13 protein-coding genes are annotated in these 17896 nt (G+C 40.3%); 5 read left to right on the top strand and 8 right to left on the bottom strand.

Translation table 11 applies throughout. The features are described 5' to 3' along the window. The first annotated feature begins 18 nt into the window (after window positions 1-18). Window positions 19-744 (top strand): GntR family transcriptional regulator, encoded by a 726-nt coding sequence (locus ACTJJD_RS08740; RefSeq protein ID WP_340958956.1) that lies wholly within the window; start codon window positions 19-21, stop codon window positions 742-744. Between the two features lie 26 nt (window positions 745-770). On the opposite strand, the gene ACTJJD_RS08735 is transcribed toward ACTJJD_RS08740, so the two are convergent. From ACTJJD_RS08735 to ACTJJD_RS08715, 5 genes are all read right to left on the bottom strand, one after another. After that, window positions 771-4625, bottom strand: a complete 3855-nt coding sequence (locus tag ACTJJD_RS08735; protein ID WP_440608303.1) for a metallophosphoesterase — start codon at window positions 4623-4625, stop codon at window positions 771-773. 94 nt (window positions 4626-4719) lie between these two features. Continuing rightward, on the bottom strand, window positions 4720-5106 hold the full coding sequence (locus ACTJJD_RS08730) for a phage holin family protein (protein ID WP_007500042.1): 387 nt from the start codon (window positions 5104-5106) through the stop codon (window positions 4720-4722). Then, window positions 5107-5301 carry a PspC domain-containing protein gene (locus ACTJJD_RS08725; protein WP_008348183.1) on the bottom strand — a complete coding sequence of 65 codons (195 nt, stop codon included), beginning with the start codon at window positions 5299-5301 and terminating at the stop codon, window positions 5107-5109. 6 nt (window positions 5302-5307) lie between these two features. Then, window positions 5308-6399: a DUF4097 family beta strand repeat-containing protein gene (locus ACTJJD_RS08720; RefSeq protein ID WP_007500040.1), complete on the bottom strand. Its 1092-nt coding sequence runs from the start codon at window positions 6397-6399 to the stop codon at window positions 5308-5310. 11 nt (window positions 6400-6410) lie between these two features. Beyond that, window positions 6411-6746: a hypothetical protein gene (locus ACTJJD_RS08715; RefSeq protein WP_008348186.1), complete on the bottom strand. Its 336-nt coding sequence runs from the start codon at window positions 6744-6746 to the stop codon at window positions 6411-6413. A 197-nt stretch (window positions 6747-6943) separates the two neighbouring features. Between ACTJJD_RS08715 and ACTJJD_RS08710 the strand changes: the two genes are divergently transcribed. Beyond that, a complete protein-coding gene (locus tag ACTJJD_RS08710; RefSeq protein ID WP_008348188.1) occupies window positions 6944-7174 on the top strand; it encodes a hypothetical protein in 231 nt (76 codons plus the stop codon). Window positions 7175-7404: 230 nt separating this feature from the next. Here ACTJJD_RS08710 and uvrA read toward each other — a convergent pair whose 3' ends face one another. The 3 genes from uvrA to ACTJJD_RS08695 form a co-directional block, all read right to left on the bottom strand. Continuing rightward, window positions 7405-10281, bottom strand: coding sequence for an excinuclease ABC subunit UvrA (gene uvrA / locus ACTJJD_RS08705; RefSeq protein WP_135009642.1), 2877 nt, complete (start codon window positions 10279-10281; stop codon window positions 7405-7407). A 7-nt stretch (window positions 10282-10288) separates the two neighbouring features. Beyond that, the gene (gene uvrB / locus ACTJJD_RS08700; protein WP_058336968.1) at window positions 10289-12274 is read right to left on the bottom strand and encodes an excinuclease ABC subunit UvrB; all 1986 of its coding nucleotides are present in this window, start codon (window positions 12272-12274) and stop codon (window positions 10289-10291) included. Window positions 12275-12563: 289 nt separating this feature from the next. Continuing rightward, entirely contained in the window at window positions 12564-12809 is a 246-nt protein-coding gene (locus ACTJJD_RS08695; RefSeq protein WP_008348197.1) for a CsbA family protein, read from the bottom strand. A gap of 284 nt (window positions 12810-13093) precedes the next feature. On the opposite strand from ACTJJD_RS08695, the gene ACTJJD_RS08690 reads away from it, so the two are divergent. The 3 genes from ACTJJD_RS08690 (at window position 13094) to ACTJJD_RS08680 (ending at window position 17657) form a co-directional block, all read left to right on the top strand. Beyond that, window positions 13094-15619: a PEP/pyruvate-binding domain-containing protein gene (locus ACTJJD_RS08690; protein WP_440600250.1), complete on the top strand. Its 2526-nt coding sequence runs from the start codon at window positions 13094-13096 to the stop codon at window positions 15617-15619. 90 nt (window positions 15620-15709) lie between these two features. Beyond that, a complete protein-coding gene (locus ACTJJD_RS08685) occupies window positions 15710-16282 on the top strand; it encodes a TetR/AcrR family transcriptional regulator (RefSeq protein ID WP_008348201.1) in 573 nt (190 codons plus the stop codon). 40 nt (window positions 16283-16322) lie between these two features. Next, window positions 16323-17657, top strand: coding sequence for an MFS transporter (locus ACTJJD_RS08680; RefSeq protein WP_212359823.1), 1335 nt, complete (start codon window positions 16323-16325; stop codon window positions 17655-17657). The last annotated feature ends 239 nt before the right edge of the window (window positions 17658-17896 follow it).

The raw sequence follows: 17896 nt of genomic DNA, 5'->3' as shown, positions 1-17896 counted from the left end.
ATACGAGAGGATTTTCACATGTTTATTGATAAGCAGTCACCTATCCCCATGTACCATCAGATTATGGAGAACTTGAAAAAGCAGATTGAGGATGGAACGTTAGCACCTGATACACTCATTCCTTCTGAAAGAGAATATGCCGAACGCTTTGGTATTAGCCGAATGACTGTCAGACAAGCCTTATCGAACCTTGTGAACGAAGGATATTTATACCGGCAAAAAGGAAAAGGAACATTTGTTAGCCGAAAGAAATTTGAACAACCGCTTCAGGGCTTAACAAGCTTTACAGAAGATATGCGTCAACGTGGGCTCAAAGCTTCAAGTCAGTTGATTGATTTCAAAAAAGTCGCATGCCCAGAGCACTTGCTGCAACCATTACAGCTGTCGAACAGTGAAGATGTCTATGAATTAAAACGAATCCGCCTTGCAAACAATGAACCAATGGCTATTGAAACGAGTTATATACCTGAAAAATTTGCTGGCGAGCTCACAAAGGACCATTTAGCTGGATCTTTATATGAATATATAGAAGCGAACACAGGTCTAACCATTGCCCATGCCAAGCAGGAGCTTGAAGCCAATGTTGCTTCAAAGGAAGAAGCTAACGTGCTGTCTATTTCATTAGGGGACCCTGTTCTCTCCATTGCAAGAACAACTTATTTTCAAAATGACCTTCCATTCGAGTATGTCATGTCCGTTTATAGAGGGGATCGATACAAGCTCACTCACACAATGGAAAGATAAAACTGTGCTCCTGAAAGCACAGTTTTTTATTTCCTAAGAAATGTTGATTGATCATCATTTTTTGTATGAATTTTCCATATAGGAGAAATCGCTTTCCCTTCGAAACGGTCTTTTGCGACAGTGTACCAATAATATTCTTGATTTGGCTTTAACCCTTTCCATTCAAAGGTTGCTTTTTTACCACTTTTCACACCTTTGACTTCTCCAAGAAGAACGTTTGTGTAGACATTCAATTCAAAATAATTGGTTTTAACGGATTTCATTTTTGGTGTTAAATCGACATCAATTGAAAATTCATCTTGATCTCCATACGTTTTTGGATCATAAAAATGTTCTTGATTCAAGTAGGGTGAGTATGTGGTGAAATGAAGCTTATTTTTTTCTTGATCCGCAGTGATCAGCCGCATAAAACCTTGACCGCCTTCAGGACCTGACTGGTAATCTGCAAGGATTTGATATACTTTTCTGTCCACTTTTCCATCATGATCATCGTCAATCTCATCTACTTTTCGACTGGCTCCGTGGTAGTGGCCACTAAATACTGCGACAATATTCGGGTGACGCTTTACCACTTGATGGAAGATCAAATCTCCAATTGGGCTTCGATTGCCGCTCACTAACAAATACTCATGGAAATTTAAAATGACAATGCGATCTGGATGTTCAGAAATAACTCGATTTAACCAGTCAATCTCATTTTGCTTGATCCCCCAGCCCATATACACCATCATATAATCATTGCCACCAGCAGAGATAAGATCATAATGACCTCGATTGTTTTGATAGGATTCACCGTAATACGGCTTGTCTTCAAAGCGTTTCGCTCCAAAATATCTCCCATATTCCCTATAATGGCCGTCTTTGTGCCTGACATCATGATTACCAGCTAATACACCGTAAGGAATCTGATGCTGATCTAACACACGCATAAATGTATCGGCACGATTCCACTGCTTGTCCTTTGAATCATCCACAATATCACCTGTATGGAACACATATTGAATATTTAATGGGTCCCTTTGATCTCTGATCCACTCGACCATTTTTTTGAAGATGTGAGGATAACTTCTGGCATAATATTGAGTATCAGACATCCACACCATCTTATAAGGCTTTAACGTCTGACTGATCTCATCTTGTACAAGCAAATCAAACGTTTGATTTTTCATATACTGTCTGACTGACAGCAGCCCTTTCAGGTAAAATTCCTTTTCATCCTTGGCAAAGTGATGAGTGATTTTATCCCACTTTTCTTGCTGATGATTCCAAGCATACATCGTTACCTTTCTCCCTGATAATGAGCTTCCTTTCCATACAGCCTCGACAACATCCTTTTCACGTACATCGTGATGAACCTTGATTTGAAAGCGATGATAAGGAAAATGCTGTAGATCTTTCGTTTCCACTGATTTACCATCAGCAAATGCAATGCGATTTCTTTCTCGATCAGAAAAAATCATTTCCCTTGTTTCATTTAAATGTTTTGGCGGCTCTGTTTCCGCTGCATATTTGAAAATCTTCATGGACGGATGCAGCGATGTATATTGATAGGCACGGTAAAAGGAGTAATCTAACTGATCATTAGTAGGATCATTGGTTAGCACTGTTTGCTTAGATGATTCCTTTTTTGTCCTATCTGACACTCTCTCTGGCGTTTCAGGGTGTTCATGTACCGTCTTAAAAACCTTTTTCAAAGTTGATTTGTTTCCAGCGGCATCTTTTGCTTTTATCTTCAATGTGTGCTCCCCAGGTTCTAATTCGCTAGAGGACGTCTGATAAGGTAAAGAGATCGGTTTTCCATCTAAATATGCCTTCATCTCCGCTATGTCACTCCAACGATCCGTCACCTTTGCCTTTAACGTAAAGACGCCTTTATATTGGTCATTTTCCTGTATATTACTCTTGATTTTCGGACCCGTGTTATCGACTTTCACACGTACAGATTGAGATTCGTCTGCGGTTTTAGCCTGAACAACATGTACTCCTTCTTTCAGCCTTCTTGTATCCCACTGAATATAGCTTGAAGCATATGCTTGCTTCGGGATTTGAAACTGAAATGCTCTTACTTTCTTAGCGCTTCCACCGTCGCCCATTTTCCATTCCTCATGCCGGCTCGCATTTAGAGGCAGAATTTGAGTTCCATTCGATAAAATCATCTGGACATTTTTCAATTCAAAATCATCGTGATTTTCTCCAGGAAATCGGTCAAACGGCGATGACTTCGTCCCAGCATGGAATGATATCGTTTGTGGACCTGCCTTTTCTAAGTGTTTTTCTGGTATTGGTATCGTATAGGTGCGATACACTTTTGTCGAATCATCAAAAATGGAAAGTAAGTGCTTACCTATAGACACACCATTCTTAAAATATAAATTTGTCCCTTTGACATCAAATGCAAGATATGGATCTGCTTCAAGTGCAGGGAATACTTGTCGAATCGGTTTTCCATCTATCATTAATTGTATGCTTTTTTTCTGATCTGCTGTTGCTTTTAAGTGAAATACGCCTGAAACCGTATCTCCTTCTTCTACATTCAATCGAAGGCCGTGAGCCTTGCTTACTTGTTCCACATCAATTGTTTTTTTCATTGTCATTGCTTGATTTTCGCCGTCAGACGCTTCAATCTGATATTCCAATCGATCTTTACCGATGAGCTCAGGTGAATAAATAATATAGTGAAACAGCCGATCATTATGATCCTTTTGAAGCAGCACCTCTTTAAAATCTTCATGACGATTGGTTCGATATCGCAATTTGACCGTTTTGACGGACTGATCATCCTGCACATCTGCTCTCATTTCAATGCCTTCAGTTGGTTTTATCGGTTGATTGTCTGTCATATCTTCGATCACAGGTTTATGAACATCTTGTGATATTTCTTTTTTTTCAGTTGGAATTTGTGCTTTTAACACTTTTCCGGGTGTCGGCTCTTCCTCCACTTTCGAGATCAGCTTCATTTGTGTCGTACCATCCATTGGGTACTTGAACAGTAACGATCTGTGCTCGCTAAACAATGAAGGCTTTAAACGATAGGATGCCGACGATACCTCTTCTCCTATATTTGTTGTGATAGAAACAAGGCGGGATTTAGAATTGGACAATCCTTTACTCTCAATGACCGATAGATGCTCGCCCTCTTTTAAATGACTTTTGTACATCGCATTAAAGTCCGCTACCGTTAAATGCTCCTGCCCTTTTTTTCTAAGCCAAAATACATACGGTTTTCCAGGAGAAATGGTGATCGGACTTGTGTGGAATGAATATATATCATCCATCTCCACGCCTTGCGCTGGATTGCGATAGCGAAGCTGGTAATGTCGAAGTGAAATAGGTGCATGTGTTGTGTTATACACCTCGATGAATTCAAAAGCATCCTTGCCTTTGCGGTTTTTTGAATTCACGACGATTTCTGTCATCAATAGCTCAGGAATTTGTGAGAGGTCCTCTTCAAATCCGTTTAAGTGAACTGCTTGTTCGGTTGTTTTGATGACAGACTTCTGCGTCAAGAATTCTGTATAGTAATGAACTGTTGGATTCCACAATTGATCTGTCGGGATTTTCGCTGTGAATTCTGGTTTCACCCCCGGCAATCGTTCCATTGGGATCAATCGATATCCTAGTTCATCACTCTGTTTATAGTACAAGTTTGCAGACAAAATTTGCTCTGACTGACTAATAGATGCCCGAAATTGAAGATCACGTTTTTTTCCTTGAACCGGACGTACATCTACTTGAAATTGATCAAAGATAAAAGGTGAAAAGGGCTTATTTCGTATGTTCACTTGTGTTTGTGTCAAAGATCCTGCTGAAGCAGGCTGACTGAAACAAAAAAGAATGCTCAAAAAAAGCAAAAGAATGATTTGTCTGCTCACATTCACCATCGTGCACCGCCTCCCTTCGGATATTGTGTCTCCTGAAGACGGTTTTTATGACAGATGGAACGGGGAAACGATATAAATTCACACAAAAAAACCGTTAGCTTTTTTTCGCTAACGGTTCCACGATTCCTTTCTGTATGAGCAGATGGAAAATGGATAAAATGACAGCCATCCAAATGGCCGTTCCAAACCCATCAATGTTAAAACTATCTCCCATAAAGCTTGAGGTCATCATCAGTGTGATGGCATTAATGACAAAGAGGAACAATCCTAGTGAAAGTACTGTCACTGGCAGCGTTAAAATGATCAAAAACGGCTTTACTAAAATATTGAGCAAGGACAAAATAATACTTGCTACAATCGCTGCGCCAAAGCCTTCAATATACACACTACCAAGGCCTGGCAGAATGCCTGAATCAAAATATCCAGCAATGACGATTAAAAGTAATGCATTGACGAAAATACTAACGATCCATCTAAGCATTTAGTTAGTGCCTTCTTCCGGAACAACAAAATACCAGATGAAGTAGATCAAGAAGATCGGCATAAATGCTGTCATAAATCCGATGATCACCGTTAAAATACGAAGCAGGGATGCATCGACACTTAAGTATTCAGCAAGTCCACCGACAACACCCGCTATTTTTTTATCTGTCGCTGAACGATAAAGCTTCTTCATGTAGAATCACTCCTTGTCTGATTGGTGCTTTACTTGGATTGAGCCTGTTTTTGTTTCTGCAAAAATGGATATATTGTGCTCCGCCTGTTGATTGGCTTTGATCATTTTCTCTTTTTGCAGCGTTTCATTTTTCTCTTTAATCATATTTGCATCAAGCAGCTCATGAGAGATCGATCCGAGATTGCTTTTCAGCTCCGCAGTCACTGCACAAGCACGCGGAATCTGAACGTCCACACTGCCTGTTGTCGTTTTTGCATAGATCGAACGGCATTTCTCATCTGACAGCTGAACAGCAATGTTCCCATTGAAGCTCTGTGCATCAATTGATTCACTTTTCCCGCGCAGGTCAATGAGCCCATTAATGGTTTCTACTTCAATCATACCACACTCGTGATCAGCCAGTTTGATTTGTCCATTTGCTGTTTCAATTCCGACTTTTTCTGCTTGTAAAGAGGCAAAAGAGACGACGCCATTTGTTGTTTTTGCAGCCAGTTCTTTTGTCTTTAGCTTTTCCCCGCGAATCGGTCCATTAAACAGTTTGACTTTGATCTTATCGTATTGGATACGTGGTACATACAGGGTGACATTGACCTTCATGGTCTTCTTTTCAGTTCGGATAAAAAATTTGTCCCCTTCAAGTCCGCAATCCAGATGTTGAAGAAATTGCTGTCTTGCCTGCTCTCCATCCTCTGCACGGTAAATTTTCGCATGACACTCTGCCCGAACATCCCCATCATCCCAAGGCATCAAATTGAGACTGCCGTTTGCCAATTGAATATCTAAATGAGACAGTGCCGCGTCTTTGAATTGAAAAATGTGTTCAACGTCGACGGACTGTCCAAAGTTCAAATCAAGATCTACATCTTTGACCTTTTTCACCGCCGAATCTAACCATCCAAACAGCTTTGCACCGAGGTTTTCAGTACCAGTTCCTTTATTCTCTGTGCCAGCTTTTTCTTCATGAAAGGTGTGATCAGCCGTTGATTTTTCTAGTGAAATGGACTGATTTTCTTCTAATTTTTCAAGTAGCGTAATTGCTTCTTTTGCAGATAATGTCCCGTCTTCTACTAATTTTAAAATGCGTTCTTTTTCATTCATACAAAGCCCTCCTACGATTTGATGGATTGAAGCACTTTAATACCTTGAATGATATTCCAAATGACAGAGATCAAAAAGCCAATGGCAACTAAAAAGGACAAGATAAGTACGGTGAACACTGGAACGAGTGAGTCGCTTGCCTGTGTCGTCAATAAAAAGGGGATAGCTCCAAAAACCAGCAGCACACACGCTGCGACTGGCAAAACATGTGACCACAATGCACGCAGCGAATGCCGTTTCGTTTCCTTTTGATCCACTACAAAATATGCCACGATCGGCACAATAAACGGCATGAAAAATACACTAAAATAACAAATAGATGCAATGATCGACTGATCTCTGTTCATATATATTCGCTCCTTCATGATGAAAATTCCTTTCTAACTCATACGTTTATGGCGTATAAAAAGTTTCAAACTCATTCGATTTACATATGACCTTAGACACAAATTATTTCTTTTTGCACCTAAGTGTAGATTCTTCATGGATTACCCTTTAAAATATGTTGAAAAGATGGTGATTATCATTATAGGGGGTAATTATTTTGACAGATCATCATAATGCTAACCACACGGCGCAAACGCTTTTAGACCTTATACAGAAACAGAAAAGCATGAACAGCGATATGATCAAGGAGCTAGAGGCCATTCATCCGTCTCATCCGAAGTATGGTGATATCCGTTATTTAAAAGTACTGCTCGATAGTAGCAGCACTCATATTTTAAAGGATTTAACGCACCTCAGTAACTTAATGCCAAAGGAAGATGTGCAATAAAAGGAAAACCCCTCTTTCGGAGGGGTTTCAAATTGTTGACAAAGGGCTAAAATGAACTTGATTTTAGCCCTTTGTCTTCTTTTCAACGTGATAGAAAACCTTTGCAGTCTAGGAAGGACGAGTACTGGCGCGGAGCGAATTTCACATTCGTGAGCACCGGCACGCAGGACTGACAAAGAATGCGAGGGTTTGTCTACACGCTGAAACCCCTCTTTCGGAGGGGTTTTTCTTTATGAGGATGTCACACTTTCTGTTTCTTTGACTAACTGTTTCATTCGCTCACGATCACGCTCTAAAATCGGTTTTAAGTATCGACCGGTGTAAGAAGCTTCTTCTTTAGCAATTTGTTCAGGTGTTCCTGAAGCAATAATCGTTCCTCCACCAGCACCGCCTTCTGGTCCTAGATCAACAAGGTAATCGGCAGCCTTAATAATATCAAGGTTGTGCTCAATGACCAATACCGTATCTCCGTTTTCGACCAAGCGTTGGAGCACTTTTAACAACCTAGCAATATCATCCACATGAAGACCGGTTGTCGGTTCGTCTAAAATATACAAGGATCTTCCGTTTGAACGGCGGTGAAGCTCAGATGCCAATTTCACACGCTGCGCCTCTCCACCAGACAATGTCGTGGCAGGCTGCCCAAGTGTAATGTATCCTAATCCAACATCAAAGATCGTTTGCAGCTTCCGCTTAATTTTCGGGATATTCTCGAAAAATTGAAGTGCGTCCTCTACCGTCATTTCAAGCACATCGGAAATATTTTTCCCTTTATACGTGACCTCTAACGTCTCGCGGTTATAACGTTTCCCGTGACACACTTCACAAGGCACATATACATCAGGTAAAAAGTGCATTTCAATTTTAATAATGCCATCTCCACGACACGCTTCGCAGCGTCCACCTTTCACGTTAAAGCTGAATCGCCCTTTTTTATAGCCTCGTACCTTCGCTTCATTGGTTTGCGCAAAGACATCCCGCACGTCATCAAATACACCTGTATACGTAGCAGGATTGGATCTTGGTGTACGGCCAATTGGAGATTGATCAATATCAATGACTTTGTCTAAGTGATCCATTCCTTTGATTTCTTTGTGCTGTCCTGGCTTCGCTTTTGCTCTGTGCAGTTTTTGGGCAAGGGATTTCAATAAAATTTCATTCACAAGTGTACTTTTCCCTGATCCTGACACACCTGTCACAGCGGTAAAGACACCTAAAGGAAACTTCGCATTCACGTTTTTAAGATTGTTTTCTTTTGCCCCTTTAATTTCAATGAATCGGCCGTCAGGCTTTCGTCTCTCAATCGGAAGCGGGATGAATTTCTCACCAGATAAATATTGTCCAGTCAACGATTTTGGGTCTTTCATGACTTCTTCTGGTGTTCCAGCTGAAATCACTTCTCCTCCATGAACCCCTGCACCTGGTCCAATATCAATGAGATAATCAGCGGCAAGCATCGTATCTTCATCATGTTCTACGACAATCAGTGTATTTCCGATATCACGCATGTTTTTCAATGTTCCAATCAATCGGTCATTATCCCGTTGATGCAGACCAATCGATGGTTCATCTAAAATATAAAGAACGCCTGTCAGTCTTGATCCGATTTGTGTCGCCAAACGAATCCGCTGCGCCTCCCCGCCTGATAATGTGCCAGCAGACCGGCTTAATGTCAGATAATCTAATCCGACATTATTTAAGAAGGATAAGCGCTCTTTGATTTCACGTAAAATGAGCTGGGCAATCTGCAAATCTTTCTCAGACAACTCAATTTTCTCATAGAAATCAAGGGCATCAGATACAGACAAATCGGTCATTTCTCCGATATGTTTGCCATTGATGAGAACCGCAAGCGTTTCTTTTTTCAGGCGATATCCTTTACAGGTCGGACATGGCTGATTGGCCATATATTTTTCCATTTGCTCCCGAATATAATCGGAGCTCGTTTCCTTGTAGCGCCGTTCAATGTTACGAAGCACACCTTCAAACTCGATTTCATTTTCACGGACCTGGCCAAAATCATTTTCATATTTAAAATAAATCAGCTCAGAGCCGCTACCATATAAAATTTTATCAAATAAATGCGCCGGAATATCTTTTACTGGAATATCCATGTCAATTCCATAGTGTGTACATACCGCCTCAAGAAGCTGCGGGTAATATTGTGAGCTTTGAGGCTCCCATGGGGCAATGGCATGCTGACGTAAAGTCAAATCCTTATTCGGAATCACAAGCTCTGGATCTACTTCTAGTTTAGAACCAAGCCCATCACAGCTTGGGCAGGCACCGAAAGGGCTATTAAACGAGAACATTCTTGGCTCAAGTTCCCCAATAGAGAATCCGCAGTGCGGACAAGCATGATGCTCACTAAACAACAGCTCCTCTTGTCCAATCACATCAATCATCACGCGGCCTTCCCCAAGTCGAAGTGCCGTTTCAAGAGAATCAGACAACCGTGCAGCCACGCCTTCTTTCACGACAATTCGATCAATCACCACTTCAATGGAATGCTTTTTATTCTTTTCAAGCTCGATCTCTTCTGACAGGTCCTCCATTTCGCCATCAACTCTAACTCGAACGTAGCCCTGCTTTCGAATTTGATCAAGTACTTTCACGTGTGTTCCCTTACGTCCAGATACGATCGGAGCAAGCACTTGTAGTTTCGTTCGTTCTGGATACTCTAAAATACGGTCTGTCATTTGCTCAATCGTCTGTGATGTAATTTCGATCCCATGAATAGGACAAATCGGTTTTCCGACTCGAGCATATAATAGACGCAAGTAATCATAAATTTCTGTAACAGTCCCAACGGTTGATCGAGGGTTCCTGCTTGTCGTTTTCTGGTCAATACTAATCGCTGGAGAAAGCCCTTCAATCGCATCTACATCTGGTTTGTCCATTTGACCGAGAAATTGACGTGCATAGGCTGACAGTGATTCAACATACCTGCGCTGACCTTCTGCATAAATGGTATCGAAGGCAAGCGACGATTTTCCCGAACCAGATAAACCCGTAATGACCACTAGCTGATCGCGCGGGATATTGACATCAATATTTTTAAGGTTGTGGGCTCTTGCCCCTTTCACCTCTATTCGTTCCATAGCCATCTGGCATTCATCCTTCCGCTTTTAGCTCTAGCAATAGATCTCTTAATTCTGCTGCTTTTTCAAAATCAAGCGCTTTTGCTGCATCTTTCATTTCCATCTCGATGTTTTCGATCACTTTTTCTCGTTCTTTTTTGCTCATTTTTGACAACTTTGGTGCTGCTTTTGTTTCGTATTCTTCCGAATCCTCATGTACTTTTGTTGCCTTGATCACATCTCGAATCTTCTTATGGATCGTTTGCGGAGTGATACCAAATTTCTCATTATACGCTTCTTGCTGCTCACGTCTCCGCTTTGTTTCTTGTATGGCAATGTCCATTGATTTCGTCATATTGTCTGCATACATAATAACCCGGCCTTCTGCATTTCTTGCAGCACGGCCAATCGTCTGGATGAGGGATCTTTCTGAACGTAAAAAGCCTTCTTTATCCGCATCTAAAATCGCCACGAGCGACACCTCTGGAATATCCAAACCTTCTCGAAGAAGGTTGATCCCAACAAGCACATCATATTTTCCGAGACGTAAATCACGAATAATCTCAATCCGCTCTAGTGTCTTAATTTCTGAGTGCAGATAATTGACCTTGATTCCGATTTCTTTCAGATAATCTGTCAGATCCTCAGACATTTTCTTCGTTAAAGTCGTCACAAGCACACGCTCATTTTTCTCAACCCTTGCATGAATTTCCCCAATTAAGTCATCGATTTGTCCTTCAATCGGACGGACTTCAATGATTGGATCAAGCAAACCGGTTGGACGAATAATTTGTTCCACGACCTCTGGCGTTTTCTCAAGCTCGTATGGGCCAGGTGTTGCGGATACATGCACAATATGGTTAATGTGCTTTTCAAACTCAGCAAATGTGAGTGGTCTATTATCAAGTGCTGACGGCAGACGGAATCCATGATCAACAAGCACTTGTTTTCTTGCCTGGTCCCCATTGTACATGGCGCGAATTTGCGGGATGGTCACGTGTGACTCATCGACAACAATCATAAAATCATCCGGAAAATAATCAAGCAATGTGTAAGGTGTTGAACCAGGCGGACGTAAGGTGAGATGTCTTGAGTAGTTCTCAATCCCTGAACAAAAGCCCATCTCTCTCATCATCTCAAGGTCATACCTTGTCCGCTGCTCAAGACGCTGTGCTTCAAGCAGTTTTCCGTTTTCACGAAGCTTTTCCAACTGTTCCTCAAGCTCTTTTTCAATATTAATAATCGCTTTTTCCATCTTTTCTTCTCTTGTGACGAAGTGAGATGCTGGGAAAATAGCAACGTGGTCACGATCACCGAGAATTTCTCCAGTGAGAGCATCTACTTCACGAATACGTTCAATTTCATCACCGAAAAACTCCACTCTGATACAATGCTCATCTCGTGAAGCAGGAAAAATTTCAACGACGTCTCCTCGAACTCTGAAGGTTCCGCGCTGAAAATCTATATCATTACGAGAATACTGAATATCCACAAGCTTTCGCAGCAGCTGATTGCGTTCAATTTCCATTTCAGTTCGTAAAGACAGCACAAGCTCTCTGTATTCTTCAGGAGAACCTAAGCCATAAATACAAGACACACTGGCAATGATGATGACATCTCTTCGCTCAAATAATGAGGATGTGGCGGAGTGTCTTAGCTTATCGATCTCATCATTAATACTGGCATCCTTTTCAATAAATGTATCAGTTTGAGGCACATACGCCTCAGGCTGGTAATAATCATAATAACTCACAAAATATTCAACAGCATTATTCGGAAAGAATTCCTTAAACTCGCTGTATAATTGTCCGGCAAGTGTCTTGTTATGCGCAATGACAAGTGTTGGTTTGTTCACTTCTTTGATCAGGTTGGATACAGTAAAGGTCTTTCCCGTACCTGTAGCACCTAACAGCGTTTGATGCTGTTTCCCCTGATGGATACCCTCCACAAGCTTTTCAATGGCTTTTGGCTGATCCCCTTGGGGCTGATAGTTAGAAACTAATTCAAAGCGGTCACTCACATCAAAGCCTCCGTTTCGTTACGAAATCTATCTAATGAATATATTATCATAAAAGAACACAAAAATACGAACTAAAGTTCGTGTCTGACTTGATTTTTATTTCCAATACAACCATACCCTCTCTGCCGTGGCTCATAACCCTCTAAAGAAACCCTCCTTTCAGTATGGAACATTTTGGAGCGAGATATTCGATCAGCAGAAAAACCACAAAAAAGAAGCTGCACTCACTAGAATCGTAAGCACAGCTCCTGCAATCAAAAACATTTTCTTTTCATCAAGAGGGATCACATCAATGATGTTTTTCAGCCTTCTCTCTTTTTTCGACTTCTTTCTTGGCCATAAACAATGCCCCGGCCACTAAAGAAATAATATCTAATCCTACGATAAAGTAGGTTTCTGTATAGCCTTTCATATACGAAGCAAATAAAAGCGCTGCTGTTAATGCAATGCCAACGTAATGATTATAAGTAACCTTTGAAAATAAAATAACGAGCAAGAAAGGAAAAACAAGTGCAAATATGGCTTTTGTAATCACAAAAACCCTCCCTCTACATGGTCTACTCCCTTGATTATAGTAAAGATTGGCATAATGAACAATTCACAGTTTTCAATTTCAGCTTTTTTCTTCTCGGTTGAAGACATTTGATATAGCTGAGGAGGAAAATTAGTGAAAACGTCCCCTTTCTAAAGATAGGTCTTTACGTCTTTGACAGTTACATCCAATAAATTCTATGATGAAAATGATAGTGCGCACTATCATTTTAAAAAATAAAAAGAGACAAATGAAACCATTGGCTATTTGGATAAGGGGGCATTCCCATGTATTCAGTATTATTTCATGCGGCTGAAGAATCCGCATCACTCGCAGGGGCAAAAGGCGTGAATTTAATTAAATTAAACAATCACGGACTGCCAGTTCCAGATGGATTTATTATTAAAACGAACAGCTTTGCAAGCTTTCTTTCATATCACAATTTCCATCCAACTGATCAAAACCTTGCCCGAAAAATCACAGAAGCTTCGTTTCCTTCACAAATGGAGACAGAATTACTTTCATCCTTTCAATCATTGTTGAAAACATATCCATCCGTTGCAGTGCGATCCTCTTCTGTTGCGGAAGATCTCGAAGGCGCCTCCTTTGCAGGTCAATACGAGACCTATTTAAATATCAAAACAAATGAAGAATTCTTGCAAGCCGTCAAAGAATGTTGGTCGTCTTACTTCGCAGCAAGAGTCACAGAATATAAGGAAGAAATGATTGAGAACGAGGAAGAGATGCCGCTCATGGCTGTTGTTGTACAAGGATTGATCCATTCTGACATCTCTGGTGTCATCTTTAGTGAGAATCCTGTATCAGGAAAAACAAACGAAGTCATGATGACTGCAAGCTATGGACTAGGAGAAGCCATCGTCTCCGGCCTTGTGACGCCAGATACATTTATTGTAAACAAAGAAACGTACTCTATTGAAAAATCACTAGGAACAAAAGAAGTCCAAATTGTCCCCTGTCAAGAGGGCGTCATTGAACAACCCGTAGGTGAGGAGATGGCTGGCCAATTTTGTCTTCAAGATGATCAATTGATCCAAATCACGAAAATGACAAAACAAGTAGAAGAACTTTATGGACATGGAGTAGATATCGAATTCGGCATGTCAGATGGTACTTTTTATTTACTTCAAGCAAGACCGATTACTGCTTCTTTTTCCAATACAGCAAATGGCTCCTCAGGTGCAGCCTTTCAAATGAAACCTGAAGAGCTGCAAGACTTCTGGATCTCAATGGACGATCATATGCCTGGACCCACAAGTCCTCTTTTTTCAAGTTTGATCATACCTGCTTTAAAAAACGGGATGAAGAAAAACGGAGAGAAGTATCAAGTACCAGACCTTAATATTAAAGATATCAAGCTTTATAGAGGCCATTTGTATTCTTCACCGTCTATGCCAGAAGCGTCAGAGGAACCAGTTTTTGACGAGAGCCTATTCGAAATGTTTCCTCGTTTAAGCGAAAGAATGTATCGCATTTTAAAACAAAACTTGTTCCCATTATACGAAAAACTTGATCGGCAAATCACTCAACCGCTAACAATTGATGAAGCCATTAATGGTTTTCAAGAATTAAAAGAGATTTATCTAAGAGCGTATGACGACCATTTTGACATTGTCATACCTCAAGTCATTCTATCAGCGATCATTGAAGACATGCTTGTCTCATATACTGGCGATCAAACACAAGTCGTCCTGCTGCATGAAATGATGATAGGTGTGATGAACAAGTCTCTTGAAACAGATCAAAAGCTATCTCACTTGGCAAAAGACGTTCTTCAAGATTCCGAGCTTCTTCAGGCATTTAAAGATCATTCAACGAATGCTGAACTATTATATGCCCTCAATCACACAGATAAAGGAAAAAACTTCATTTCCGACGTAGAAGCTTTTCTCCAAGTCTATGGTTGGCGGTCTGTTAAAAGCCATGATTTTACAGAGGAAACATGGGTGGAAAATCCTGAATTTGTCTTGGACATCATTAGAAACAACATTCGGTATCAATCTGATTTTGATGAAGAATTTGCACAAGCCGTGATCAAAAGGCAAGAAACGTATGAAGAGTTTATCAGTCAAGTGACAGATGAAGCGTTTAAAACAAAATTTGAGGAAATTTATCATTTTGCACTCCATGCAGCCAATATTCGAGATGATCATCACTTTTACATTGATGCCATGTTAGATGCAAAAGCGAGACTCTATCTCTTAAAAATTGGTGAACTTCTTGTTCAAAAAGGAGCGATCCCTCATCAAGAAGACCTTTGGTATCTTTACGATGATGAAGTACTCAATGCGCTCACAACTTCGACCACATACGATTCGATCATTCAGCAAAGAAAAATTGAAATGAAGGAAAATGAATCCATCCAACCACCAGCTTATACAGGAACGCCTTCTGAAGCTGAATTGCAGCAAGTAGAAAGAATGCTCGGTTCGCTAAGGGAAAATGAAAACAACACAGACGATGCAATCTATGGAATTGGTGCATCTAGCGGCATTACTTCTGGAAGAGTCAGAGTCATTACATCTGCTGATGAATTTTCACAATTTGAAAAAGATGACATTTTAGTTTGTAAAACAACGACACCTTTATGGACCAGCTTATTTAGAGACGCAAAAGCAGTCATCACCGATTCTGGCGGCATTTTGTCCCATTCCGCTATTATCGCTAGAGAATATATGATACCTGCTGTCTTAGGTACACGGATCGCAACTGAAAAACTAAAATCTGGTGACCTCGTGACAGTAGATGGAGCCAATGGGCGTATCCAGTTATTAAATCAGCATTCACGGGCATAGTCGTCACCGTTTGGATCATATTGGCGGTCACAGATTTTATCGGTATACTTACTTTGTTGCAAACACATTCATAACCTGAGGTGAGTATGCTTGTTAAAATCAACAAATCAGCGGATCATTCGCGCAACAATGGAATTATTGTCTGAAAAGGGCTATCAAAAAACAACGACAAAAGAAATTGCGACAAAAGCGAATGTAAGTGAAGCGACAATTTTTCGTAACTTTAAAAACAAACGCGGCGTGATTGCTGCCATTATGAAAATGAAATCAACACCGACCAAAACCCTTGAAGCTGAATTTAAAGACGATTTATACACCGATTTAAAATTTCTCGGTAGCTATTTCCTTGAAGATTTGACTTCAAAAAAAGAATTTATCTATATCAGCATGAGAGAACCCGCTATGTTTAAAGATTTAACAGACCATGAAAAAATTTATCCTCAAGAATTGAGAGACATGCTGATTCATTATTTCAAAAAAATGAGTGCTCAGCATCGTGTATTAGAAGGAAAAGAAGACATCTATGCAGATATATTTATTAGCACGTATTTTGGCTTTTTCATTCAACAGCTAGAGCAAGACATTCAGCTTGTTTTAACACAAAAAGAAGACTTTATTGAGACATGCACACACATTTTCATGAGAGGAATTTCCCCCACTTAATTGGGTGAAATTCTTCTTTTTTACAAAGGTGGTAAACACATTGAATCTTAAAAAAGAGAACTTGATCATTTATTCTTTGCTGCTTGGAGCTATTTTAGTTCCAGTCAATTCAACCATGATCGCAGTCGCTCTATCATCCATATCAACTTATTACGAGCAATCCATATCAAACATTACTTGGGTGGTCACAATTTATCTAATTGTCATGGCAGTCACTCAACCTATTGCGGGTAAGCTGGGAGATATATACGGCCACCGCAGCATGTATTTAGCTGGTGTGATACTCTTTTTGGTTGGCTCCATTGGATGTGCTTTCGCACCTAACCTTGCTTTTCTTATTAGCTTCCGATCAATTCAAGCGGCAGGCGGAGCTATATTAACGCCGAACAGCATTGCTTTAATTCGAGCAACAGTATCACATGAAAAGCTTTCTAAAACTATGGGTTTTTTCGGTTTTGGAGCGGGAATTGGTGCCGCACTTGGACCTTTTATCGGCTCTATTCTCATTCAGAGCTTTGACTGGCATTCCATTTTCCTAGTGAATATACCATTTTTGATTCTCACACTTGTGACAGGCGTTTTTATGATTCCGAAGATGAAACATACGCGTTTACAAGCCAATGTAGATATCATCGGTTCGTTATACTTAACAATCGGGATCGCCACACTCATTTTGTTTACTAAAAGCCAATTATTAAACGAATACATGATCTATGGCGTTCTAGCGGTCATTTCCATTCCTTTATTTTTCAAACACGTACGGAAAGTTACAAATCCCATCATTGATTTGACATTATTTAAAAACAGTACCTTTACGAACGCTAACCTTTCTATCATGCTTAGTAATTTTGTGATGTACGCGATTCTTCTCATTATGCCGCTGTTTATGGAGCAAAAACTCGCGCTTTCTCATACACAAAGCGGGATTTTCCTTTCGATCTTTTCACTCTGTATGTCTATTAGTGGATTACTCGGGGCAAAGCTCCATCCAATAAAAGGCGCCAAAAAAATGATTCGATTTTCATTTCTCTGTCTTACTTTATCCGGTGTTATGCTGATCACACTAAGTAGCTACCCAAATTTACCACTCCTTATCATCACATTAGTCGCTGGGGGGATCTCATCAGGTATTGGCATGACTAGCATGCAGATGGCTTCTTTAACATCTGTTGATCAGAGTTTATCCGGCTCTGCATCTGGGATTTTTTCTACCTTTAGATATTTCGGAAGTATCATTTCATCTACTTTAATTGGTATATTAAGTGGTTTTCAATCTTTATTTATCATATTAATGGGCGCAGGTATTCTTGGTTTCCTCCTCTCTCATCGTCTAAAAACGAAACCCACTTCTCATTCATCTGAACACTCTGCTTAATGACTCCCTTCGCTCTATTTAGGGCGGGGGAGCTACGATTATTTGTTACTGTAACCGATTATGGATACAATGATCAAACTGTGAAAATGATCTTTTACTCATGAAAAAATGTCATATGAATAAACGAAAAAGAAATTTCAGCTTTCATTTACCTCTACTTCCCCACCTAAAAACTTCTTTTCATTTCTTCCAGCATTCATAACTTCGATTTTTTTTCACAATTTTTGTGTTATGCTTTT

It is taken from the genome of Bacillus sp. 22446 (assembly GCF_052044955.1).
GTDB classification, from domain to species: Bacteria; Bacillota; Bacilli; order Bacillales; family Bacillaceae; genus Bacillus; species Bacillus altitudinis.
The sequence above is the reverse complement of the archived record's forward strand: the minus strand, read 5'-3'. Positions and strand labels throughout refer to the sequence as shown.

What these genes read in the sequence shown, in the direction of transcription:
- ACTJJD_RS08740 (WP_340958956.1), top strand. Translation starts at nt 19, where the DNA reads ATGTTTATTGATAAGCAGTCACCTATCCCCATGTACCATCAGATTATG.
- ACTJJD_RS08735 (WP_440608303.1), bottom strand. Translation starts at nt 4,625, where the DNA reads ATGGTGAATGTGAGCAGACAAATCATTCTTTTGCTTTTTTTGAGCATT.
- ACTJJD_RS08730 (WP_007500042.1), bottom strand. Translation starts at nt 5,106, where the DNA reads ATGCTTAGATGGATCGTTAGTATTTTCGTCAATGCATTACTTTTAATC.
- ACTJJD_RS08725 (WP_008348183.1), bottom strand. Translation starts at nt 5,301, where the DNA reads ATGAAGAAGCTTTATCGTTCAGCGACAGATAAAAAAATAGCGGGTGTT.
- ACTJJD_RS08720 (WP_007500040.1), bottom strand. Translation starts at nt 6,399, where the DNA reads ATGAATGAAAAAGAACGCATTTTAAAATTAGTAGAAGACGGGACATTA.
- ACTJJD_RS08715 (WP_008348186.1), bottom strand. Translation starts at nt 6,746, where the DNA reads ATGAACAGAGATCAGTCGATCATTGCATCTATTTGTTATTTTAGTGTA.
- uvrA (WP_135009642.1), bottom strand. Translation starts at nt 10,281, where the DNA reads ATGGCTATGGAACGAATAGAGGTGAAAGGGGCAAGAGCCCACAACCTT.
- ACTJJD_RS08690 (WP_440600250.1), top strand. Translation starts at nt 13,094, where the DNA reads ATGTATTCAGTATTATTTCATGCGGCTGAAGAATCCGCATCACTCGCA.